16 protein-coding genes are annotated in these 14610 nt (G+C 61.6%); 6 read left to right on the plus strand and 10 right to left on the minus strand.

Annotated elements, in window-relative coordinates:
- Positions 1-121: 121 nt before the first annotated feature.
- The 6 genes from AAFP32_RS04615 to AAFP32_RS04640 form a co-directional block, all read right to left on the minus strand.
- Positions 122-1258, minus strand: coding sequence for a YibE/F family protein (locus AAFP32_RS04615; protein ID WP_350270832.1), 1137 nt, complete (start codon positions 1256-1258; stop codon positions 122-124).
- The gene (locus AAFP32_RS04620) at positions 1255-1554 is read right to left on the minus strand and encodes an NrdH-redoxin (protein ID WP_350270833.1); all 300 of its coding nucleotides are present in this window, start codon (positions 1552-1554) and stop codon (positions 1255-1257) included. Before AAFP32_RS04620 ends, AAFP32_RS04615 begins: the two co-directional genes overlap by 4 nt.
- Positions 1555-1599: 45 nt before the next feature.
- Positions 1600-2181, minus strand: a complete 582-nt coding sequence (locus AAFP32_RS04625) for a hypothetical protein (RefSeq protein ID WP_350270834.1) — start codon at positions 2179-2181, stop codon at positions 1600-1602.
- Between the two features lie 100 nt (positions 2182-2281).
- The gene (locus tag AAFP32_RS04630; RefSeq protein ID WP_350270835.1) at positions 2282-2770 is read right to left on the minus strand and encodes a tyrosine-type recombinase/integrase; all 489 of its coding nucleotides are present in this window, start codon (positions 2768-2770) and stop codon (positions 2282-2284) included.
- Positions 2767-3120 carry a hypothetical protein gene (locus AAFP32_RS04635; protein WP_350270836.1) on the minus strand — a complete coding sequence of 118 codons (354 nt, stop codon included), beginning with the start codon at positions 3118-3120 and terminating at the stop codon, positions 2767-2769. Before AAFP32_RS04635 ends, AAFP32_RS04630 begins: the two co-directional genes overlap by 4 nt.
- Before the next feature lie 122 nt (positions 3121-3242).
- Entirely contained in the window at positions 3243-3464 is a 222-nt protein-coding gene (locus tag AAFP32_RS04640; RefSeq protein WP_350270837.1) for a hypothetical protein, read from the minus strand.
- Between the two features lie 961 nt (positions 3465-4425).
- Here AAFP32_RS04640 and AAFP32_RS04645 point away from each other — a divergent pair.
- Positions 4426-5217 carry an SGNH/GDSL hydrolase family protein gene (locus tag AAFP32_RS04645; protein ID WP_350270838.1) on the plus strand — a complete coding sequence of 264 codons (792 nt, stop codon included), beginning with the start codon at positions 4426-4428 and terminating at the stop codon, positions 5215-5217.
- Here AAFP32_RS04645 and AAFP32_RS04650 read toward each other — a convergent pair.
- Positions 5214-5774 (minus strand): PadR family transcriptional regulator, encoded by a 561-nt coding sequence (locus AAFP32_RS04650; RefSeq protein ID WP_350270839.1) that lies wholly within the window; start codon positions 5772-5774, stop codon positions 5214-5216. The two genes, AAFP32_RS04645 and AAFP32_RS04650, sit on opposite strands and share 4 nt — an antisense overlap.
- 223 nt (positions 5775-5997) lie before the next feature.
- On the opposite strand from AAFP32_RS04650, the gene AAFP32_RS04655 reads away from it, so the two are divergent.
- Positions 5998-6357: a hypothetical protein gene (locus AAFP32_RS04655; RefSeq protein WP_350270840.1), complete on the plus strand. Its 360-nt coding sequence runs from the start codon at positions 5998-6000 to the stop codon at positions 6355-6357.
- On the opposite strand, the gene AAFP32_RS04660 is transcribed toward AAFP32_RS04655, so the two are convergent.
- From AAFP32_RS04660 to AAFP32_RS04670, 3 genes are all read right to left on the minus strand, one after another.
- Positions 6354-6914 (minus strand): hypothetical protein, encoded by a 561-nt coding sequence (locus AAFP32_RS04660; RefSeq protein ID WP_350270841.1) that lies wholly within the window; start codon positions 6912-6914, stop codon positions 6354-6356. The two genes, AAFP32_RS04655 and AAFP32_RS04660, sit on opposite strands and share 4 nt — an antisense overlap.
- 702 nt (positions 6915-7616) lie before the next feature.
- Positions 7617-8828 carry a serine hydrolase gene (locus tag AAFP32_RS04665; protein ID WP_350270842.1) on the minus strand — a complete coding sequence of 404 codons (1212 nt, stop codon included), beginning with the start codon at positions 8826-8828 and terminating at the stop codon, positions 7617-7619.
- A 57-nt stretch (positions 8829-8885) separates the two neighbouring features.
- Positions 8886-10670, minus strand: coding sequence for a biotin carboxylase (locus AAFP32_RS04670; RefSeq protein WP_350270843.1), 1785 nt, complete (start codon positions 10668-10670; stop codon positions 8886-8888).
- 280 nt (positions 10671-10950) lie between these two features.
- Between AAFP32_RS04670 and AAFP32_RS04675 the strand changes: the two genes are divergently transcribed.
- From AAFP32_RS04675 to AAFP32_RS04690, 4 genes are read left to right on the plus strand one after another with little or no spacing between them, the layout of a single operon-like run.
- Positions 10951-11400, plus strand: a complete 450-nt coding sequence (locus tag AAFP32_RS04675) for an FAS1-like dehydratase domain-containing protein (RefSeq protein WP_350270844.1) — start codon at positions 10951-10953, stop codon at positions 11398-11400.
- Positions 11397-11840: a MaoC/PaaZ C-terminal domain-containing protein gene (locus AAFP32_RS04680; RefSeq protein WP_350270845.1), complete on the plus strand. Its 444-nt coding sequence runs from the start codon at positions 11397-11399 to the stop codon at positions 11838-11840. Before AAFP32_RS04675 ends, AAFP32_RS04680 begins: the two co-directional genes overlap by 4 nt.
- Complete coding sequence (locus tag AAFP32_RS04685) at positions 11837-12916, plus strand: UDP-N-acetylmuramate dehydrogenase (RefSeq protein WP_350270846.1); 1080 nt, start codon at positions 11837-11839, stop codon at positions 12914-12916. The genes AAFP32_RS04680 and AAFP32_RS04685 overlap by 4 nt, the downstream gene beginning before the upstream one ends.
- Before the next feature lie 24 nt (positions 12917-12940).
- Entirely contained in the window at positions 12941-14602 is a 1662-nt protein-coding gene (locus AAFP32_RS04690; protein WP_350270847.1) for a metallophosphoesterase, read from the plus strand.
- Positions 14603-14610 lie beyond the last annotated feature (8 nt).

Genomic DNA, 14610 nt, shown 5'->3' on the forward strand with positions numbered 1-14610 from the left:
GGAATTCCTGGTTTCGGGTGTTGTTCCCCGAAAACTCGGGCGAATGTTTGTCAACGAGGCAGTTGGCTTGCGCACGAAAACGGCTCCTCACGCGAGTGAGGAGCCGTTCAGGGCGAAGAGTTCAGTGTGCGTGGAGCACGGGAGGAGCTGCCTGGGTCGGGATTCGGGAGAGAAGAAGAGCGAAGGCAGTGGTTGCTGGCATGGTGATGATGATGCCGATGATGCCAGCGAGCATTTGCGTGAGAGTCGTGGCGACGGTGTCCGTTTGGAGGAACGCCGACAGGGGTTGGTTGTAGGTATGGGCGAGGACAAAGGCCGCGAAACCGGCGCCGACTACCGAGAAGCTGATCGTATAGATCGCCGACGCTGAGTGGTCCCTGCCGACAGCGAGGGCGGTGGGCAGAATAGATCGCCAGTTCGGGGGTGTTCCTGCGGTGGTATGGGAGAAGACTGTCGCGGCTTGAGCTGCGGCAATATCGTTGAGAATACCGACGAGCGCGATCAGCAACGCGGCAAGTGATAGTGCCGAGAGGTCAACGTCAAGACTTGTGTAGGTCAACGCAGATGCTGACTCATCGGCTGGGCCCAAGTCGAGCCAGGTCGCTAGTAGCGTGCCTGCGAGCATCGCAGTGGCAGCACCACACATGGTCCCGCCCCAGGCCGCGAGAGTCTTCGTCGACAAACCGTGAGTAAAGAACAGCACGCCGGTGAGGAGGAGGACGATGCTGATGGCGGTATAGAGCAGCGGGGGTCCACCAGCAGCTATTCCGCCAATGAGAAATGCCCAGACGAACAGCCCCGAGGCCAGGAGTGATGCGATTGCCCGGATTCCTCTTCCGCCTACGACAAGGAGGACGAGGGCGATGATGATAGTTGCGTAGATGGCGAGCTTCAAGGCGCGGTCGTGGGAGTGGAACGTGTAGACCGTTTCGGAGTCGGTGGTCTCGGAGGCGTAGAGGATTGAGCGATTACCGGTAGACGCGTGGGAGAGCCATGCGTCTCGGAAGAGCATGACGTTGACCTGTTGCCCGGTGCTCAGGGTCGCGGTGGCGTCTCCGCAGGGAACTTCGTCGGTGACGTTTTCGCAGTCAGTGTAGGACACCTCAGTCAGGATGGCGCTCGGGTAGGAAGTCGTGGTGGTGTTGCTGGGGTTCGGCCACAGCGCGATGGTGAGGGGAATGAGGGTCACAGCAATGACCACGACAACCGCTGTGGCAAGGCGGGTGCCGTGGTCAAGGCAGGTCAGCAGCGTCTTCATGCGCTCAGTTCTTGAGAATGACTGGGGGAATGGACTGCTGGTGATGGCGCGGCAGCCCGCTCGACCGCGATGGTCTGGGCGATCTTGTCTGGCCGGAGACCCGACCATGAATCGGTTGGCGTTTCGACGTAGGGAGCTTGGCTATGGCCTGCAGCTTTGATCTCTTTGAGCTTGTCGAGATTCTCCGGTGCAGAGAGATCCTTGATGTTGGGCGGGAAACCAGCACCTTTGAAGAAGCTGATCGTGCTTTCGCACTTGCCGCATTGTGGGGCTGTCCACACGGTGATGTTGGACATGGGTTCCTCCTCAGTCGGGATTGTCATGGTCGTCACCTCGGGTCGTCATTCTGATTCGTCGGGGTTCGAGTCGTGCGGGTTTTCGGCCACAATGCGTTCGCTCTTATCGCGTTTCGCTTCCTGCTCAGCGCCGTCGATGACGAGAGTGTAGAACTCTTCCTGGCCGTAATCGTTGTCCTTGCGGATTCCGTAGGACAACGTATTGGCCCACCACCCTGCCCAGGTCAGAGCCTGCGCTGCGGAGAGAACGTCATCGTGGTTGTCGGGATATTCAGTGTCGTCTCCGAGGAGTGTGGAGAGAACCGTGTACCGGTCCCGGCGCGCACTGTCGACGAGACCGGATGAGACCATGCGGTCGGTGCCTTCGAGGGCGGCAAGGTCATGCTCGGTCTCGAAAGCTTCGGTATCGAGCATGAGCTGGTTGAGGAAGCTCTCGGTGTCTGTTGCACGCTGTTTCTTGAAGCAGCTGGGGCAGATCATTCCGTTCTGGTCTTTGCCTGCTTTGGTGGCGTAGAAGTCCGATCGGGCAGCCTGTGCTCGCCTTGATGGTGGAACTTTTGAAAGGTCGGTGCTGGCGGAATGGCCGCACTTGTATTTGACGGGGTAGTGGGTGGGAATCTTGCTCATCACGGTTCCTTTGTCTCGGTGTGGACTTGTGCACGAAGTTCGGGCACACGCGATGTCAGTGTTTGTCGCTGGAAACTTGGAGGTGTCGTTACGCTCGTGATTAGGAGATTGCTTGACGCCTGAGAGCTTGGATCTTGTCTCGGTGACCGGCCGGTTCTGGGATGTCGTCGACGAGCTTCCTGAGTCGACTGCTGGAAGCCTTTGTGTAGATCTGCGTTGTCGCCACTGATGCATGGCCTAAGAGGTCGCGGAGGCCCATGAGATCAGGGTTGAGTTCGAGAGCGTCAACACCGAACTTGTGTCGCAGGGAGTGGGCATTTCTTCCCGGTTGAAAGCCGAGGAGATGTCGGATTCGGCGTCCGATTGATCGTGGCAGCATATGGCCCGAAGGATTCTGGTCTGAGGGGAAGAAGTATCCTGCCGGGAATTGTGGCAAAAGGTCCTGTAAGAGGGGGTGGAGTGGCACGAGGCGTTCTTTGCTTCCTTTGCCGAGGACGCGTAGTTCCTTGGTTGGGAGCATGACGTCGTCCGTGTGTGCTCGGGAGATCTCACCCGCTCTCATGCCTTGGAGCTCTCCGAAGAGGATCATGAGGACATCGATGGGCCGCGTTGATCGTTCGAGGGCTCGTTGGATGTCATTGATGGGGCAAGGGTTGTGGGGATGCCGATGCTGTTGCGCATGGTGGGAAGTTTGCGTGCGGGATTCTTCTTGATCTTCCCGATGGTCTCGGCCCACTCGTAGAATACGCTGAGGGTGGACCGGGCTGAGCGTTTTGTCGAGATCGCGGGGCCGACATCTTTGGAGAGCCAGGCGTGGAAGTCGACGAGGGTGAGCTTGAGGACGGACCTGTGTTCGGTGTTGTCCTGGGTCCAGATCATCAGACGCTGGAGGTAATATCCGCGCAGTTCGACCGTGTATGGGGAACGGTAGTTGGACAAGGACGAAGTGAACGAGTCGTGAAGTGCTTGGTGAGGCTTCGATAGCTCGGCGATTGACATGGAATCTCACTTTCGATAAGGGGAAGTGAGATTGTTTTTAGCATGCCCTGGCAGCTGTCGTACTACCGGGGTCGTGCCGTTAGAGCGCAGAGGAAGAAGAAGCCTAGTGTGCCGCCGATCGCGGCGAGCCACAGTGGGCCAGACGACTCGACCAGGAAGATGTGAAGGAAGGAGGCGGCAGCTAGTGCAGCGCAGGCGAAGATCGCCAGCTTGATGGCTATACCGAGGATACTGACAAGTAAGAATCCGGCGATAACTAGCGCAACGATGACTCCGATGTCCATGTTCACTTCTCCTTGCCTTGGATGTTGGCGTTGGATGGTTTACGTTACAAGCCGGTTCTGACACGGCACTATGCCTGAGTCGCTGTCGGCGCAGTACCACGGTTCCAATCGTCGTGTTCGTCTGTCGGTGTCAGCCAGAGTCCTCGGTCTCCGAGTACTCGCCGAGCCTGCTTCCGTACGTTCGGATCTCCGGTGACTCGAACATCTACGTTCTCAACGTACTGCCCCTCATGCAGCCCTGCGGTGTGCATGGCTGATCTGTCTATCGCCATGAAACTCAGCGCTGAGTGGTCAACTCCCGCCCGAGTAAGAATTGACTTCACCGATCGGATCGTCAGGTGTCGGGTCGTCATCGGGTTGCGTCTTCTGCGAGTAGGTCGAGTAGAGCTTTGCTCCATGCAGCGGCGAACAATTGTCCAACTGCGAGTGGGGCCCCATCGAAGGTCGCGGGGCTGAAAGTTGGCCCTGGGATGAATCCTCTAATCGTGAGGTCGGGGGATCGAGTCCCCCTCCCGCTACTCTCTTCTGAAGAACCTCCACCTGCTGGGTGGAGGTTCTTTCTGATTCACCGCTCATGTGCGCGGTGTCGAAGCGACTTCCGCTGCCACGAACTTCCGAAATGAACTGCTGAACGCCCACTAGATGGCCGTGGATACGGGGCGGCCACGATGATGGCCTCTCGCAGGTGACGCAGAGCCTCCGAGGTTGCCCCCTGTATGCAAAGCACTGTTGCCTGAAATGGTGAAGCCTCAGAGTGCCCGACCTCGGTGAGCCCATCGTTTCCTCTGATGGCTGGCTCGTTGGTGATGCTGGACTCAGGGTTGAGGCGGAGCTAGGATGACCTTTACTCAACTTGTTGACTAATGGAGCCTGTGATGAAGGACTTCTTTCCACACCTGCACGAGCCCCACGAGCTTGGTGGGACGACACTGCGCCGCCGGCTCCTGATGCCGGCGACACTGTGAGCAGCGATCCCAGCTCTCCGCTGCGCTACGTTGCGATCGGTGACAGCCTCTCCGAGGGCGTAGGCGACGAGCGCTGGCCCGATGGCAGCCCGCGCGGTTGGACCGATCGCCTCGCCGCACTTCTTGCAGGGCACTACGGCCAGAGCCAGCCGATCCACTACGCGAATCTCGCTGTGCGAGGATACAAGGCGGCCCAGATCGCCGACACGCAACACCAGGCGGCGATTGCAATGCAGCCCGATTTCGTGACTCTGACAGCCGGAATGAATGACATCCTGCGCCCCCGCGTCGATTTCGACGCCTTGAGAGCCATTCTCGTTGGCCTGGTCGAGCCATTCACCTCCGCCGGTGCCCAGGTTGTCGTGGTCCCCATCCCCAATATCGCCGGAGTCTCGCCCGCTGGCCGACTGATCAACAACCGTCGACTGCGTCTCAACGCGATCTACCAGCATCTCGTCGACGACTACGGTGTCATGCCGTTGACCAAGACCACCAACTCGGTCTTCGAGGATCCCCGCGCATGGGACGAAGACCGGCTTCATCTTGCTACGCTGGGCCACGAGCGGCTCGCCTGTGCCGCTGCGGCGAGCTTGGGACTGCCGATCGAAGTCGACTTCCTCGGCGCTCCCCAGGGGGAGGCACCGCTGCGCACAGTTCGCACTGAAGCCACGTGGTGCTGGAGGCACGTCACGCCGTGGATCTACCGTCGTCTGCGGGGCAAGTCTTCTGGGGACGGCCGAGTGGCCAAACGACCTCTCCTGGAGCCGGTCGTCACTGGTGGGCGCTAAGAAGCGCCTGTCCGGTCTTCGAGTGTCGCCAACACGAACTCGCACCAGCGGATGTTCTCCTGTTCGAAGGTGATCCCCCGAGTCAAGGTGAGGTAGGGACCGAGGTGATCCGCCTCGGCGAGGTATGCCCGTTCGCTCCGGCCGTCGAGCAGGTGGCTTCGAGTGCGCTCGTAGCGCTTGAGCTTTGTCTCTGACGCCTTGAGCTTGTTCTGCACATTGACTGTGATCGAGGCGGCGTCTGCGAGGTCCATCGACTCGACCTGTACGAGAAGTTCGTCGCGGATCGCGGTCGGTTTGGGTGCACGGATCGTGAAGCCGCGCAACGTCGCACGGCCGTGGTCGGTGAGAGAGAACAGCCGCTTATTCGGTCGTTTCAGCTGCTGGATCATCCGGGCCTCGATGAGGCCGGCCGTCTCCATCTTGTCGAGCTCGCGGTAGAGCTGCTGAGGGGAGGCGGTCCAGAAGTTCGCCACCGTCACGTCGAAGGCCTTCGCCATGTCGTATCCCGAGGACTCGCCATTCGAGAGAGCGGCCAAGATCGCATCCTGAAGTGCCATAGCCGACACCATAGTCCGGCCCCTCGTCTGATCACAAAGTTGATTATTCCGAACGGTCACATGGGGCCGGGTCGAAGCGCTGTTCGCCCCTGCGGGACATGGGCGAAGACGCCTGGCCAGAGGCCCCGAAGCGGGTCACTGCCGAAGAATTCGGACGTGAGCTTCTCAGCCACCAAGACACTGACGGGCAGTGTGCCTAAGGTGCGTCCTTCCCCTCTGCGCGGTGGGAGTACGAGGAGACGAATACCTACTGCGTCGTGAACTCTTCCGCCGGCTTTCGACAGGGGAGCCATTCTGTGATCGCGTATTCAGCCTCGCCCATCCTCGGCGGGCGTATGACCACGTCCTGGCCGCGGTCGACTACTTCCGTGCAGCGGCAGACGCGGACGGAACCCCGCCCGACTCGCGGATGGCCGAAGCGATCGAAGCCATCAGATCTCAGCGTCAGTCCGACGGGACCTGGCTGCAGGGACACCGGTTGGACGGTGACGTCTGGTCCCCCTGCGACGTGCCGACCGGTGAACCGTCGAAATGGGTGACCCTCCAGGCCACCCAAGTACTGGAGTGGTGGGACGGATTCTAGAAGTCGACTTCACTCTTGTCGACACCGGGGAACTTGACTTCGTATTTGACCATATTGTCTTTGTGGTCGACGAGTGAGACCGACCCGAAGTAGGTTGTCTCATCATCGGTGACCTGGCAGCTGGTCAGGCCCCACCAGTCCATGACCTTCATATCGTCTCTGCACTCGACCTTCTTGACCTTCATCTTGAACTTGTTCTTGAACAGGTCGTCGATGTCGGCTTCAAGTGATGCCGCCGGGATCTTTCCATCGCCCTCTTTGTTGACCTTGATCCCGTCGTCGCTTGCCCAGGAAGTGGCTTTCGAGGAATCCTTGAAGGGATCCTCTGACGTGGCCTTGCTGGGCTCGGACTTCGCAGTCTCCGTGGGCTCTTCCGTTTGGGCAGCCTCGCCCTGCATACCGCCCGCGTCACCGGCATCTTCGCTCTGGGCGGTCTCGTCAGACGCCTTCTCGTCCTTCTGATCGCTGCCGCAGCCGCTGAGTGTCAGGGCTAATGCGACTCCGGCCGCAGCGATGACAGCTCCTGACCGCGAGACTGACTTCTGGATCGGTTTCATCGTGGTGCTCCTCATTGGAATTCATGCGTGCTGGGGATGAACTATCTGACATCACGGGCGTTGTTCGTTCAGTGACGATTCTGCCATCACATCACCGACTGCGAAGGGTCTCCCTGTTCAGATCTGGAGACATATGTGTCCATCCAGGCACATGACACCGCACGGTCATCATCGTCGAATTCTGAGGGCGGAGTCGGTGACGCCGACGATCAGTCCCAGGCCGCCGAGGCGGATGCAGCACAGGTGTTCTCACCGTTCCAGTGCACACTGGTGGGGAACGAACCTCCTCCGGCGCCTGAGCCGAACCAACAGCACGCCTCGTCGGTCTCAGTTCCTCCCATTGCAGGTGTAGGAATAGGCGCTGGCGGGGTGCAGCGCGCTATTGCCGGTTGTGCGTGAGGCTAACGGGAGGACTTGGCACTAACGGTGAAGCTTGGCAATGGCCTGCCGTCAGTCGATCACTCTCGACTGCGTTCAGGTGCGGACGAACACGACGATGCGGTCGACGAATAGCGCAGTGGTGGTCATCGGTCGCCGCTGGCCTGCATCCTGGCTGCCGCCACGAGCTCGGAACTTGCGCTGATCATCGCCGCGGGGATCGTCGCACTGGCAACTGGAGGTCTTTGGTTCTCCCCGTTTCGCACGGTGCGCATCGACACCTGATTCACGGGGCATCCGGACGATTCACGGGCACCAGCACGGTCAGTCGACTACTGGTGCGCTGACCGCTTTCGCCAGGGCGTCGAAGGCCCGGATGGTCGGGAACAGTTTGGCAGCATCCTGCGGCAGACCCCAGCTGGATAGTTTGACGCCGACGAAGTTGGCCCCCGGATTCATGTAGATCATCTGCCCGTGGATGCCCAGCGCGAGGAAGGCATGCGAATCCGGGAACGGGAACCAGAACTGGTTGCGATACATTCCGCCAGGCATCCGATTGTCATCTGGGCCGTCGGCGAAGGCCTGCCTGGTGTCGACGTCGCCGGTGAGGGTATCGCCGATCCACGAGGTCGGTGCCACCTGTTCACCGGTGAGGGAGACTCCGCGGTTCGCATACAGGTAGCCGAAGCGGGCGAGATCGCGCAGAGTGGTGTTGATGCCACCGTCGAACATGCCCACGCCGTACTGGTCGGTGGCGATGAGCGCATCGCGTTCGGCCCCGATCCGCGACCACAGCACCCGCGACATGAGAGTCTGCATGCTCTCGCCTGCGATCTTCTCGCACACCCAGCCCAGCACATCGGTCTCACACGAGCGGTATTCGTAGACCCCACCATGCTCGGACTTCGCCTCAAGCGTGGTCAGGAACTCATACATTCCCTTCGGATGACCCTCCGGCATCGACTCCGACCAGCCGATCGATTCCTCGATCTGCCTGACCTCGGACTTCGGGTCGAGGTAGTTCTCCGAGAATTTGATTCCCGAGCGCATGTCGAGGATGTGGCGCACCGTGGCTCCGGCATATCCGGAGGATGCGAGCTCCGGGACGTAGTCGGTGATCAGACGGTTCGGATCGAGATCCCCGGCGCCGACGAGCACCCCGGCCACAGTGCCGACGAGCGATTTGCTCACCGACATCAGCAGGTGTTCGGTCTCCGGACGCATCGTGGAGAAGTACTCCTCGGTGACCACCGTGCCGTTGTGCATGACCATCCACGCATCCGTGTCGCTGTCCTCGATGACGCTGCGCACACTGCGTGCAGCGGAGAACTCGGTCTTCGGAACCTCGACACTGCCCAAATCCTGCAGGTCCACGGGCAGCTGGGCCACAGGTCCGGTCCCGCGCGAGATCGGCGTCGTAGGCAGCACCTGATCGACGTGCTGGAAAGACCAGCGGACGTTGTCGGCATCCTGCCAGTTGTCCTTGTCGATGACAGGGTCGGCGGGCACAGTCGGGTCCGGCGACGTCTCAGTCACACTCCACCTCTTCGCAGTCGTTTCGTGCAGTCCGTGATGAGATTACCACCACGGTTGTCAATCGCCCTTCGCTCCCGGGCCGCCCAGCGCCGGTGAGGGATCCTCTGCGGCGACGGGCACACCGGCGTACATCGCACGGATCGAATCGATGAAGTGCTTGGCTCGGATGCTCAGGGCGCTCGGGCCTCCGGCCTTGGTCTGCAGCGGGTTCTTGGTCACGAGGACACCGAGGTCGGCGCCCTTCCACCGGTATTCGCCAGCCCCGAAGATGCGCAGGAAGAACACCTCGTTCCCGTTCTGCAGAGGATGCCAGTCAAGAGCGGCGCGTTTGTAGGTCAGAGTCCCGTACTGATCGAGGTAATACTGACCAGTCAGCGGTGAGTGCGTGATGTACTCGGTGATGTCAGCGGTCTCTTTGATGACCATCTGGCTCCACTCATCAGCACCGGAGAGCTCTTCCCATCGCTCATTGATCTCATCGACGTCGAGATCGAACTCGACGTCGAGGTACTCGAGCAGATGGAACAGGAACAGCGGTACGTCCGCATAGGCGCCGGCGGTGACGTTGGTGATCGCCGAGGCTCCCGAGATGCGCGGGTTGAGTTCGCCCAGGTACACGTCATCGGAGTCCAGGTCGACGAGCACATCGACCTCGAAGAAGCCGCGGTAGCCGCGCTTGCGCAGTCCCTCGCCCATGCGCCGCACCAGTTCTCTGGCACGGGTGCGCTGGTCTGCCGTGAGCACGTCGGGGGTCATCTCATTTCCGCACCAGCCACCCTTGTACGGAGTGAGCTCGGCGAAGCCTGCCAGTTCGGTGAGGAACGGGCCCACGACGACTCCACTGCTGGTGATCACTGCTTCTACAGCCACGGGCGTGTTGTTGATGCGCTTCATGATCTTCAACTGTTCGCCGATGATGTCGTGCTTGTGCCGGTTGAAGTCCTCCTCGGCGGCGATGAAGAACGTCGTCTTCCCCGAATCACCGTAGGGGGTCTGGACGACGAGGTCGGTGCCCAGGTCCTCCTTCTTCGCTTCAGCGTTCAGCTGCGCATACGTGTCGGCCGTGGTGAGCACATTGGGCACGGAGAAGGCGCCGGCCTCATTGCCGAGCTTCGTCGTCTCGATCTTCGAATCGAGCTGGTTGCGCAGCGCCGCCGAGGGCAGGATGAGGTCGTAGCCGAGTTCACGGCAGATGCGCTCGGTTTCCTCATCGAAGAAGACCATGGCTACTTTGGGCCTCTCGCCGTGGGGCACATTTGTCGTCATATGAGCCCGCACCTCGGCGTTGAGGAGGAGCCAGTTGTTGATCGCCTCACCGCTGTCGAACTCGACGAACGGCTTGTACCGCGGGGAGAAGACGCGGGGGTGCCCGCCATCCCAGCCGTCGTAATACGTGATGTAGGAGAAGTTCCGAACCCACCGGTCAAGGCCGAGCAAGTTGAATGGGGTCGCGCCGATGAAATAGATCGGCGTGATGTTGGTGCGGAAGAAGTGGCGGACCTCGGAGATGTTGCGCAGGGGCCGTCGGATCTGGACCCGTTCGGCTTCCTTACCCGCATAGGCGGCATCGGTGCCCACATGGACGTCGACATCTGCCGGATCCGGCACCGGGGCGGGGGCCGGCGCGGGTCCCGGCACTGCAGGGGGAGGCCCTGCAGCGGCGTCGGGGAGGTGAGCCTCGGCCGAGTTCACCGGTCGACCGGTGCTGGGAACCGCGACCGCGTCCTTGACCACACGCCTGTTCGTGCCTGCTGCCTTGCCGGGCGTGCTGGTCTGCGTGCTAGACCCATCCGTGTTCCCAGCCGTTTTCGACTGGGTTGAGTCTGCAGGATTGTTCGTCATCGCACTACTCCTTGTGAAGACTTGTGGCGTTACTGCTCGCAGTCACATGAGCCGTCCGGCCTCGCCATCGGCGGCGATGAATCGAACGCCGGACGTCAAACGTGATGTGGACAACATATACCAGTTTTCGGGGGCTGAGGACGATGGTGCATCAATTGGGTGAACCCGATGCGAATTCGCGTTCAAATCCGTGACCGGACGGACCGGGCGGGTGAATTCCCCTCGCATGGTGAGAGGCCGCTAGGCTGGGATCACGACGACTTTTCGAAAGAGAGCCACTATGCCGGTGAATACCGATAAGCAGGGCACCAGCTATTCCCTGCCACGCCCTTATGAGGTGTCGCGTGAGGCGGTCGCGGAATTCGCGCTGGCCACCAATGCGAAGGCCGATTACCACTTCGAGACTGAGGCGGCGACTGCCCTGGGCTATCTCGACGTCGTAGCACCGACCACCTTCTCAGTGATCATCGCGCAGAAGTCCGAAGCGGCCTACATCAGCGACCCCGAGTCCGGCATCGACTTCTCCAAGGTCGTTCACGGTTCGGAGCAGTTCAACATCACCCGCCCCATCGTTGCTGGTGACAGCCTGGACGCCACGACTCACGTCGACGGCGTGCGCGCGTCGGGCAGCAACGCAATGATCACCACCCGCACGGAGATCACCGACGCCGCTGAGCAGCCGGTCGTCACAGTGACCTCGACCATCGTCGTGAGAGGAGACGGAGAATGAGCGTCACCGACTTCTCCCAACTGGCCATCGGAGACACCGTCGTCGAAGCCGAGATCCCCCTATCACGGGCATCGCTCGTCGACTATGCGGGTGCCTCAGGCGACCACAACCCGATTCATTGGTCCGAACGCTTCGCCACCGAGGTGGGCCTTGATGGAGTCATCGCCCACGGCATGCTCTCGATGGCTGTGGTCATCGCCCCCGTCGTCGAGTGGATCGGCGATCCGGGCGCGATCGTTGACTACCGGACACGGTTCTCTGCGCCGGTACACGTCCCCGACGCTGCATCCGGCTCACCGGCCACACCCACCGCCACCCTGTCGATGACTGCAGTGGTCGGGGCCGTCGACGGTGCTGTGGGCACTGCCCGCATCGACGTCACGGTGAAGTCCGGAGACCAGGATGTGCTCAGCCGCACCCAGATCCGAGTCTCACGGTGACCTCGGATCTGGCAAACTTCACGACGTTCCACCTCGGCGGTCCGGCGGCTGAACTGCATATCGCGGAGACCAGGGACGACCTCATCGAGTTCTCTCGTGTACATCCCCTGAGTCTGTCGGCTCGCCCCGCTGACGATGTCCTCTTCATCGGCGGCGGGTCGAACCTGCTCGTCTCCGACACCGGCTTCGATGCCGAGGTGTGCGTGGTCGCCACCAAGGGGGTGGTGATAAACGATACCTCGGAGACCGAGACACGTGTCACCGCCGAGGCGGGGGAGAACTGGGACGAATTCGTGGCCTTCACCCTCGGCTGCGGTCTCTCGGGTCTCGAAGCTCTGTCCGGGATCCCCGGCTCCGTCGGAGCGACCCCGATCCAGAACGTGGGTGCCTACGGGACGGAGGTTGGTGAACTCATCACCTCGGTCGAGGTCTTCGATCGCCTCGCCGGTCAGGTCCGCCACCTCAGTGCCGTCGAACTCGAATTCGGCTACCGCACCTCGGCGCTCAAACGGGCGCAGCAGACGACGGGCACAGCCCAGTACCTGGTGCTGTCGGTGACCTTCGACCTGCACCGCAGCCCGGACTCCCTGCCGGTGCGCTATGCACAGCTCGCCTCGGCGCTGGACGTCGAGATCGGGGAGTCGGTGCCGTCCACACTGGTGCGCACCAGCGTGATCTCCCTGCGCAGGTCCAAGGGCATGGTCGTGGACCCAGACGACTACGACACATGGTCAGCGGGTTCGTTCTTCACGAACCCGATCGTCGACGACCCTGCCAAGCTGCCGGCCGAGGCCCCCCGCTACCCGGTCACCGACCCGTTGAGCGGGTCAACGATCGAAGGGCAGACGAAGACTTCGGCGGCCTGGCTGATCGAACATGCGGGATTCTCCAAAGGTTTCAGCGTCGGGGCTGGTCGGGCAAGCCTGTCGACCAAGCACACCTTGGCACTGACGAATCGCGGCCAGGCGGCGACGGACGACGTGCTCGAACTCGCCCGTGCTGTGGTTGGCGGGGTGAATGAAAGGTTCGGCATCGTCCTCGAGGCTGAACCCACGTTCATCGCCTGCTCTCTGTAGAGCTCGTTACTTAGAATGGAGTCTGTGTCGGCCCGTTGGAGAACCTCAGCCCTGCTCATCCTCATCGCTGTGGTCGCAGCCGTGACCCTGCCGTGGGCGCTCTTCTCTGCTCGTGCAGATCTCAGCTTCGGACCGCATGAGGCCCGCTACCAGATCACGGCCGACTCTCGGCTGACCGTTGACTTCGGCCCTCTGGGCAAACTGCTCGTCCCTGCGGCCGAATATCTGCCGCTGGGGCTCGGACTCACCGTCGACATCGGCCAGATCCCGGTTTCCGGAGCCGAAGAGGATGCCTCACACGCAGGTGCCTCCGAACGGCGATCCGACAGAGATCTCTCTGACGGACCGGACCAGGATTTCGGGGGCGGGGCAGTCGATGCCCTGGGCGCCGATATCGCCTCATATGCCGCCCTGTTCTCCGCCCCGCAGGCGCAGGTCGACGAGATCGTCGACGGCCTGACCACAGAGATCCTCGCCCGGTGGGCCCTGGCCGTGTGCCTCATCAGCGGTGTGGTCGTGGCGATGGCGTTTATCCTCGGGCCCGTTCGACTCGCCGGAATCGGGAGGGCCCTCTTCGGCAAGGAGCTCATCGGCATCGGCCTGGTCACGGTCCTCATCCTGGCGAGTGTGGGCACAGCGGTCCTCACCCGCCCTGAGCCTCTCGTTGCCGATCCCGCCTTCGACGGGACCCCACTGGCGGGCGCGCAGGTCACGGGCCGCCTCGGCGGAGTCATCGATGCCGGATTCACGGCGGTCAAGGACTTCTCCGACGACAACGACGCCTTCTACGACCAGGTGCTGGCGACACTGCGCAATCAGTGGAATACGCGGCCCCTGACCGGCAACTGGTCGGATCAGGGGATGGTCCCTCCTCCTGCCGGTGAGAATCAAGCGCCGAAGGCTGACGTGTCGACGTTCGTGTTCGGCTCCGATCTGCACTGCAACATCGGTATGGCCCGGGTGGTCGGTGCGGTCGCTCGGATGAGCGGTGCCGATGCCTACATCGACGGGGGAGACGTGACGATGACGGGCACCTCTGCGGAGAACTACTGCCTCGACGTGCTCGACGACGAGCTGCCTGACCAACTGCCGCGGATGATCGTCAAGGGCAATCACGACTCCACCGAGACAACGGATCACGCGAAAAGCCAGGGCTGGAAGGTCCTCGAGAACTCAAGTGCTCAGATGAGCGGAGTAACGTTCTTCGGCGGCCCGGACCCCAGGCGGACCGTGTTCGGATCCGGGCCGCAGCTCGAGACCGATCTCACTGCCGATCAGTACGCACAGAAGCTCAGTGACGAGGCGTGCGCGAACGACTTCGACATCATGCTCATCCACGATCCACGGATCGGAGCGCCATCTCTGCGCTCCGGGTGTGCCAAGTACAGCCTCAGCGGACACTGGCACAGGCGAGTGGGTCCGGAGACCCTGGGCAGCGGAGTTCGTTATGTGAGTTCGACAACAGGAGGTGCGCTGGCAAATGCACTGACCCCGGGGCCGTTGAAGATGGACGCGGAACTGAGCATTCTGCGCGTAGACAATCGGACCAAACGACCCATCGACGTCCAGATCGTCACGGTCAGCCCGGACAAAACGGTCACGATCGATCCCTGGAAGACCTTCCCGGCGCCGGTGCCGCTCATCGCTCAGCCGCCGCAGTCGGAGCCGACGAGCGAGAACGAATGAGGGCTGAG

The sequence above is a fragment of the Brevibacterium sp. CBA3109 genome (assembly GCF_040256645.1).
GTDB lineage: Bacteria > Actinomycetota > Actinomycetes > Actinomycetales > Brevibacteriaceae > Brevibacterium > Brevibacterium koreense.

Coding starts and splice junctions, on each gene's coding strand:
- AAFP32_RS04660 (WP_350270841.1), bottom strand. CDS start 6,914: ATGAAACCGATCCAGAAGTCAGTCTCGCGGTCAGGAGCTGTCATCGCT.
- AAFP32_RS04650 (WP_350270839.1), bottom strand. CDS start 5,774: ATGGCACTTCAGGATGCGATCTTGGCCGCTCTCTCGAATGGCGAGTCC.
- AAFP32_RS04670 (WP_350270843.1), bottom strand. CDS start 10,670: ATGACGAACAATCCTGCAGACTCAACCCAGTCGAAAACGGCTGGGAAC.
- AAFP32_RS04640 (WP_350270837.1), bottom strand. CDS start 3,464: ATGGACATCGGAGTCATCGTTGCGCTAGTTATCGCCGGATTCTTACTT.
- AAFP32_RS04680 (WP_350270845.1), top strand. CDS start 11,397: ATGAGCGTCACCGACTTCTCCCAACTGGCCATCGGAGACACCGTCGTC.
- AAFP32_RS04620 (WP_350270833.1), bottom strand. CDS start 1,554: ATGTCCAACATCACCGTGTGGACAGCCCCACAATGCGGCAAGTGCGAA.
- AAFP32_RS04615 (WP_350270832.1), bottom strand. CDS start 1,258: ATGAAGACGCTGCTGACCTGCCTTGACCACGGCACCCGCCTTGCCACA.
- AAFP32_RS04675 (WP_350270844.1), top strand. CDS start 10,951: ATGCCGGTGAATACCGATAAGCAGGGCACCAGCTATTCCCTGCCACGC.
- AAFP32_RS04630 (WP_350270835.1), bottom strand. CDS start 2,770: ATGATCCTCTTCGGAGAGCTCCAAGGCATGAGAGCGGGTGAGATCTCC.
- AAFP32_RS04625 (WP_350270834.1), bottom strand. CDS start 2,181: ATGAGCAAGATTCCCACCCACTACCCCGTCAAATACAAGTGCGGCCAT.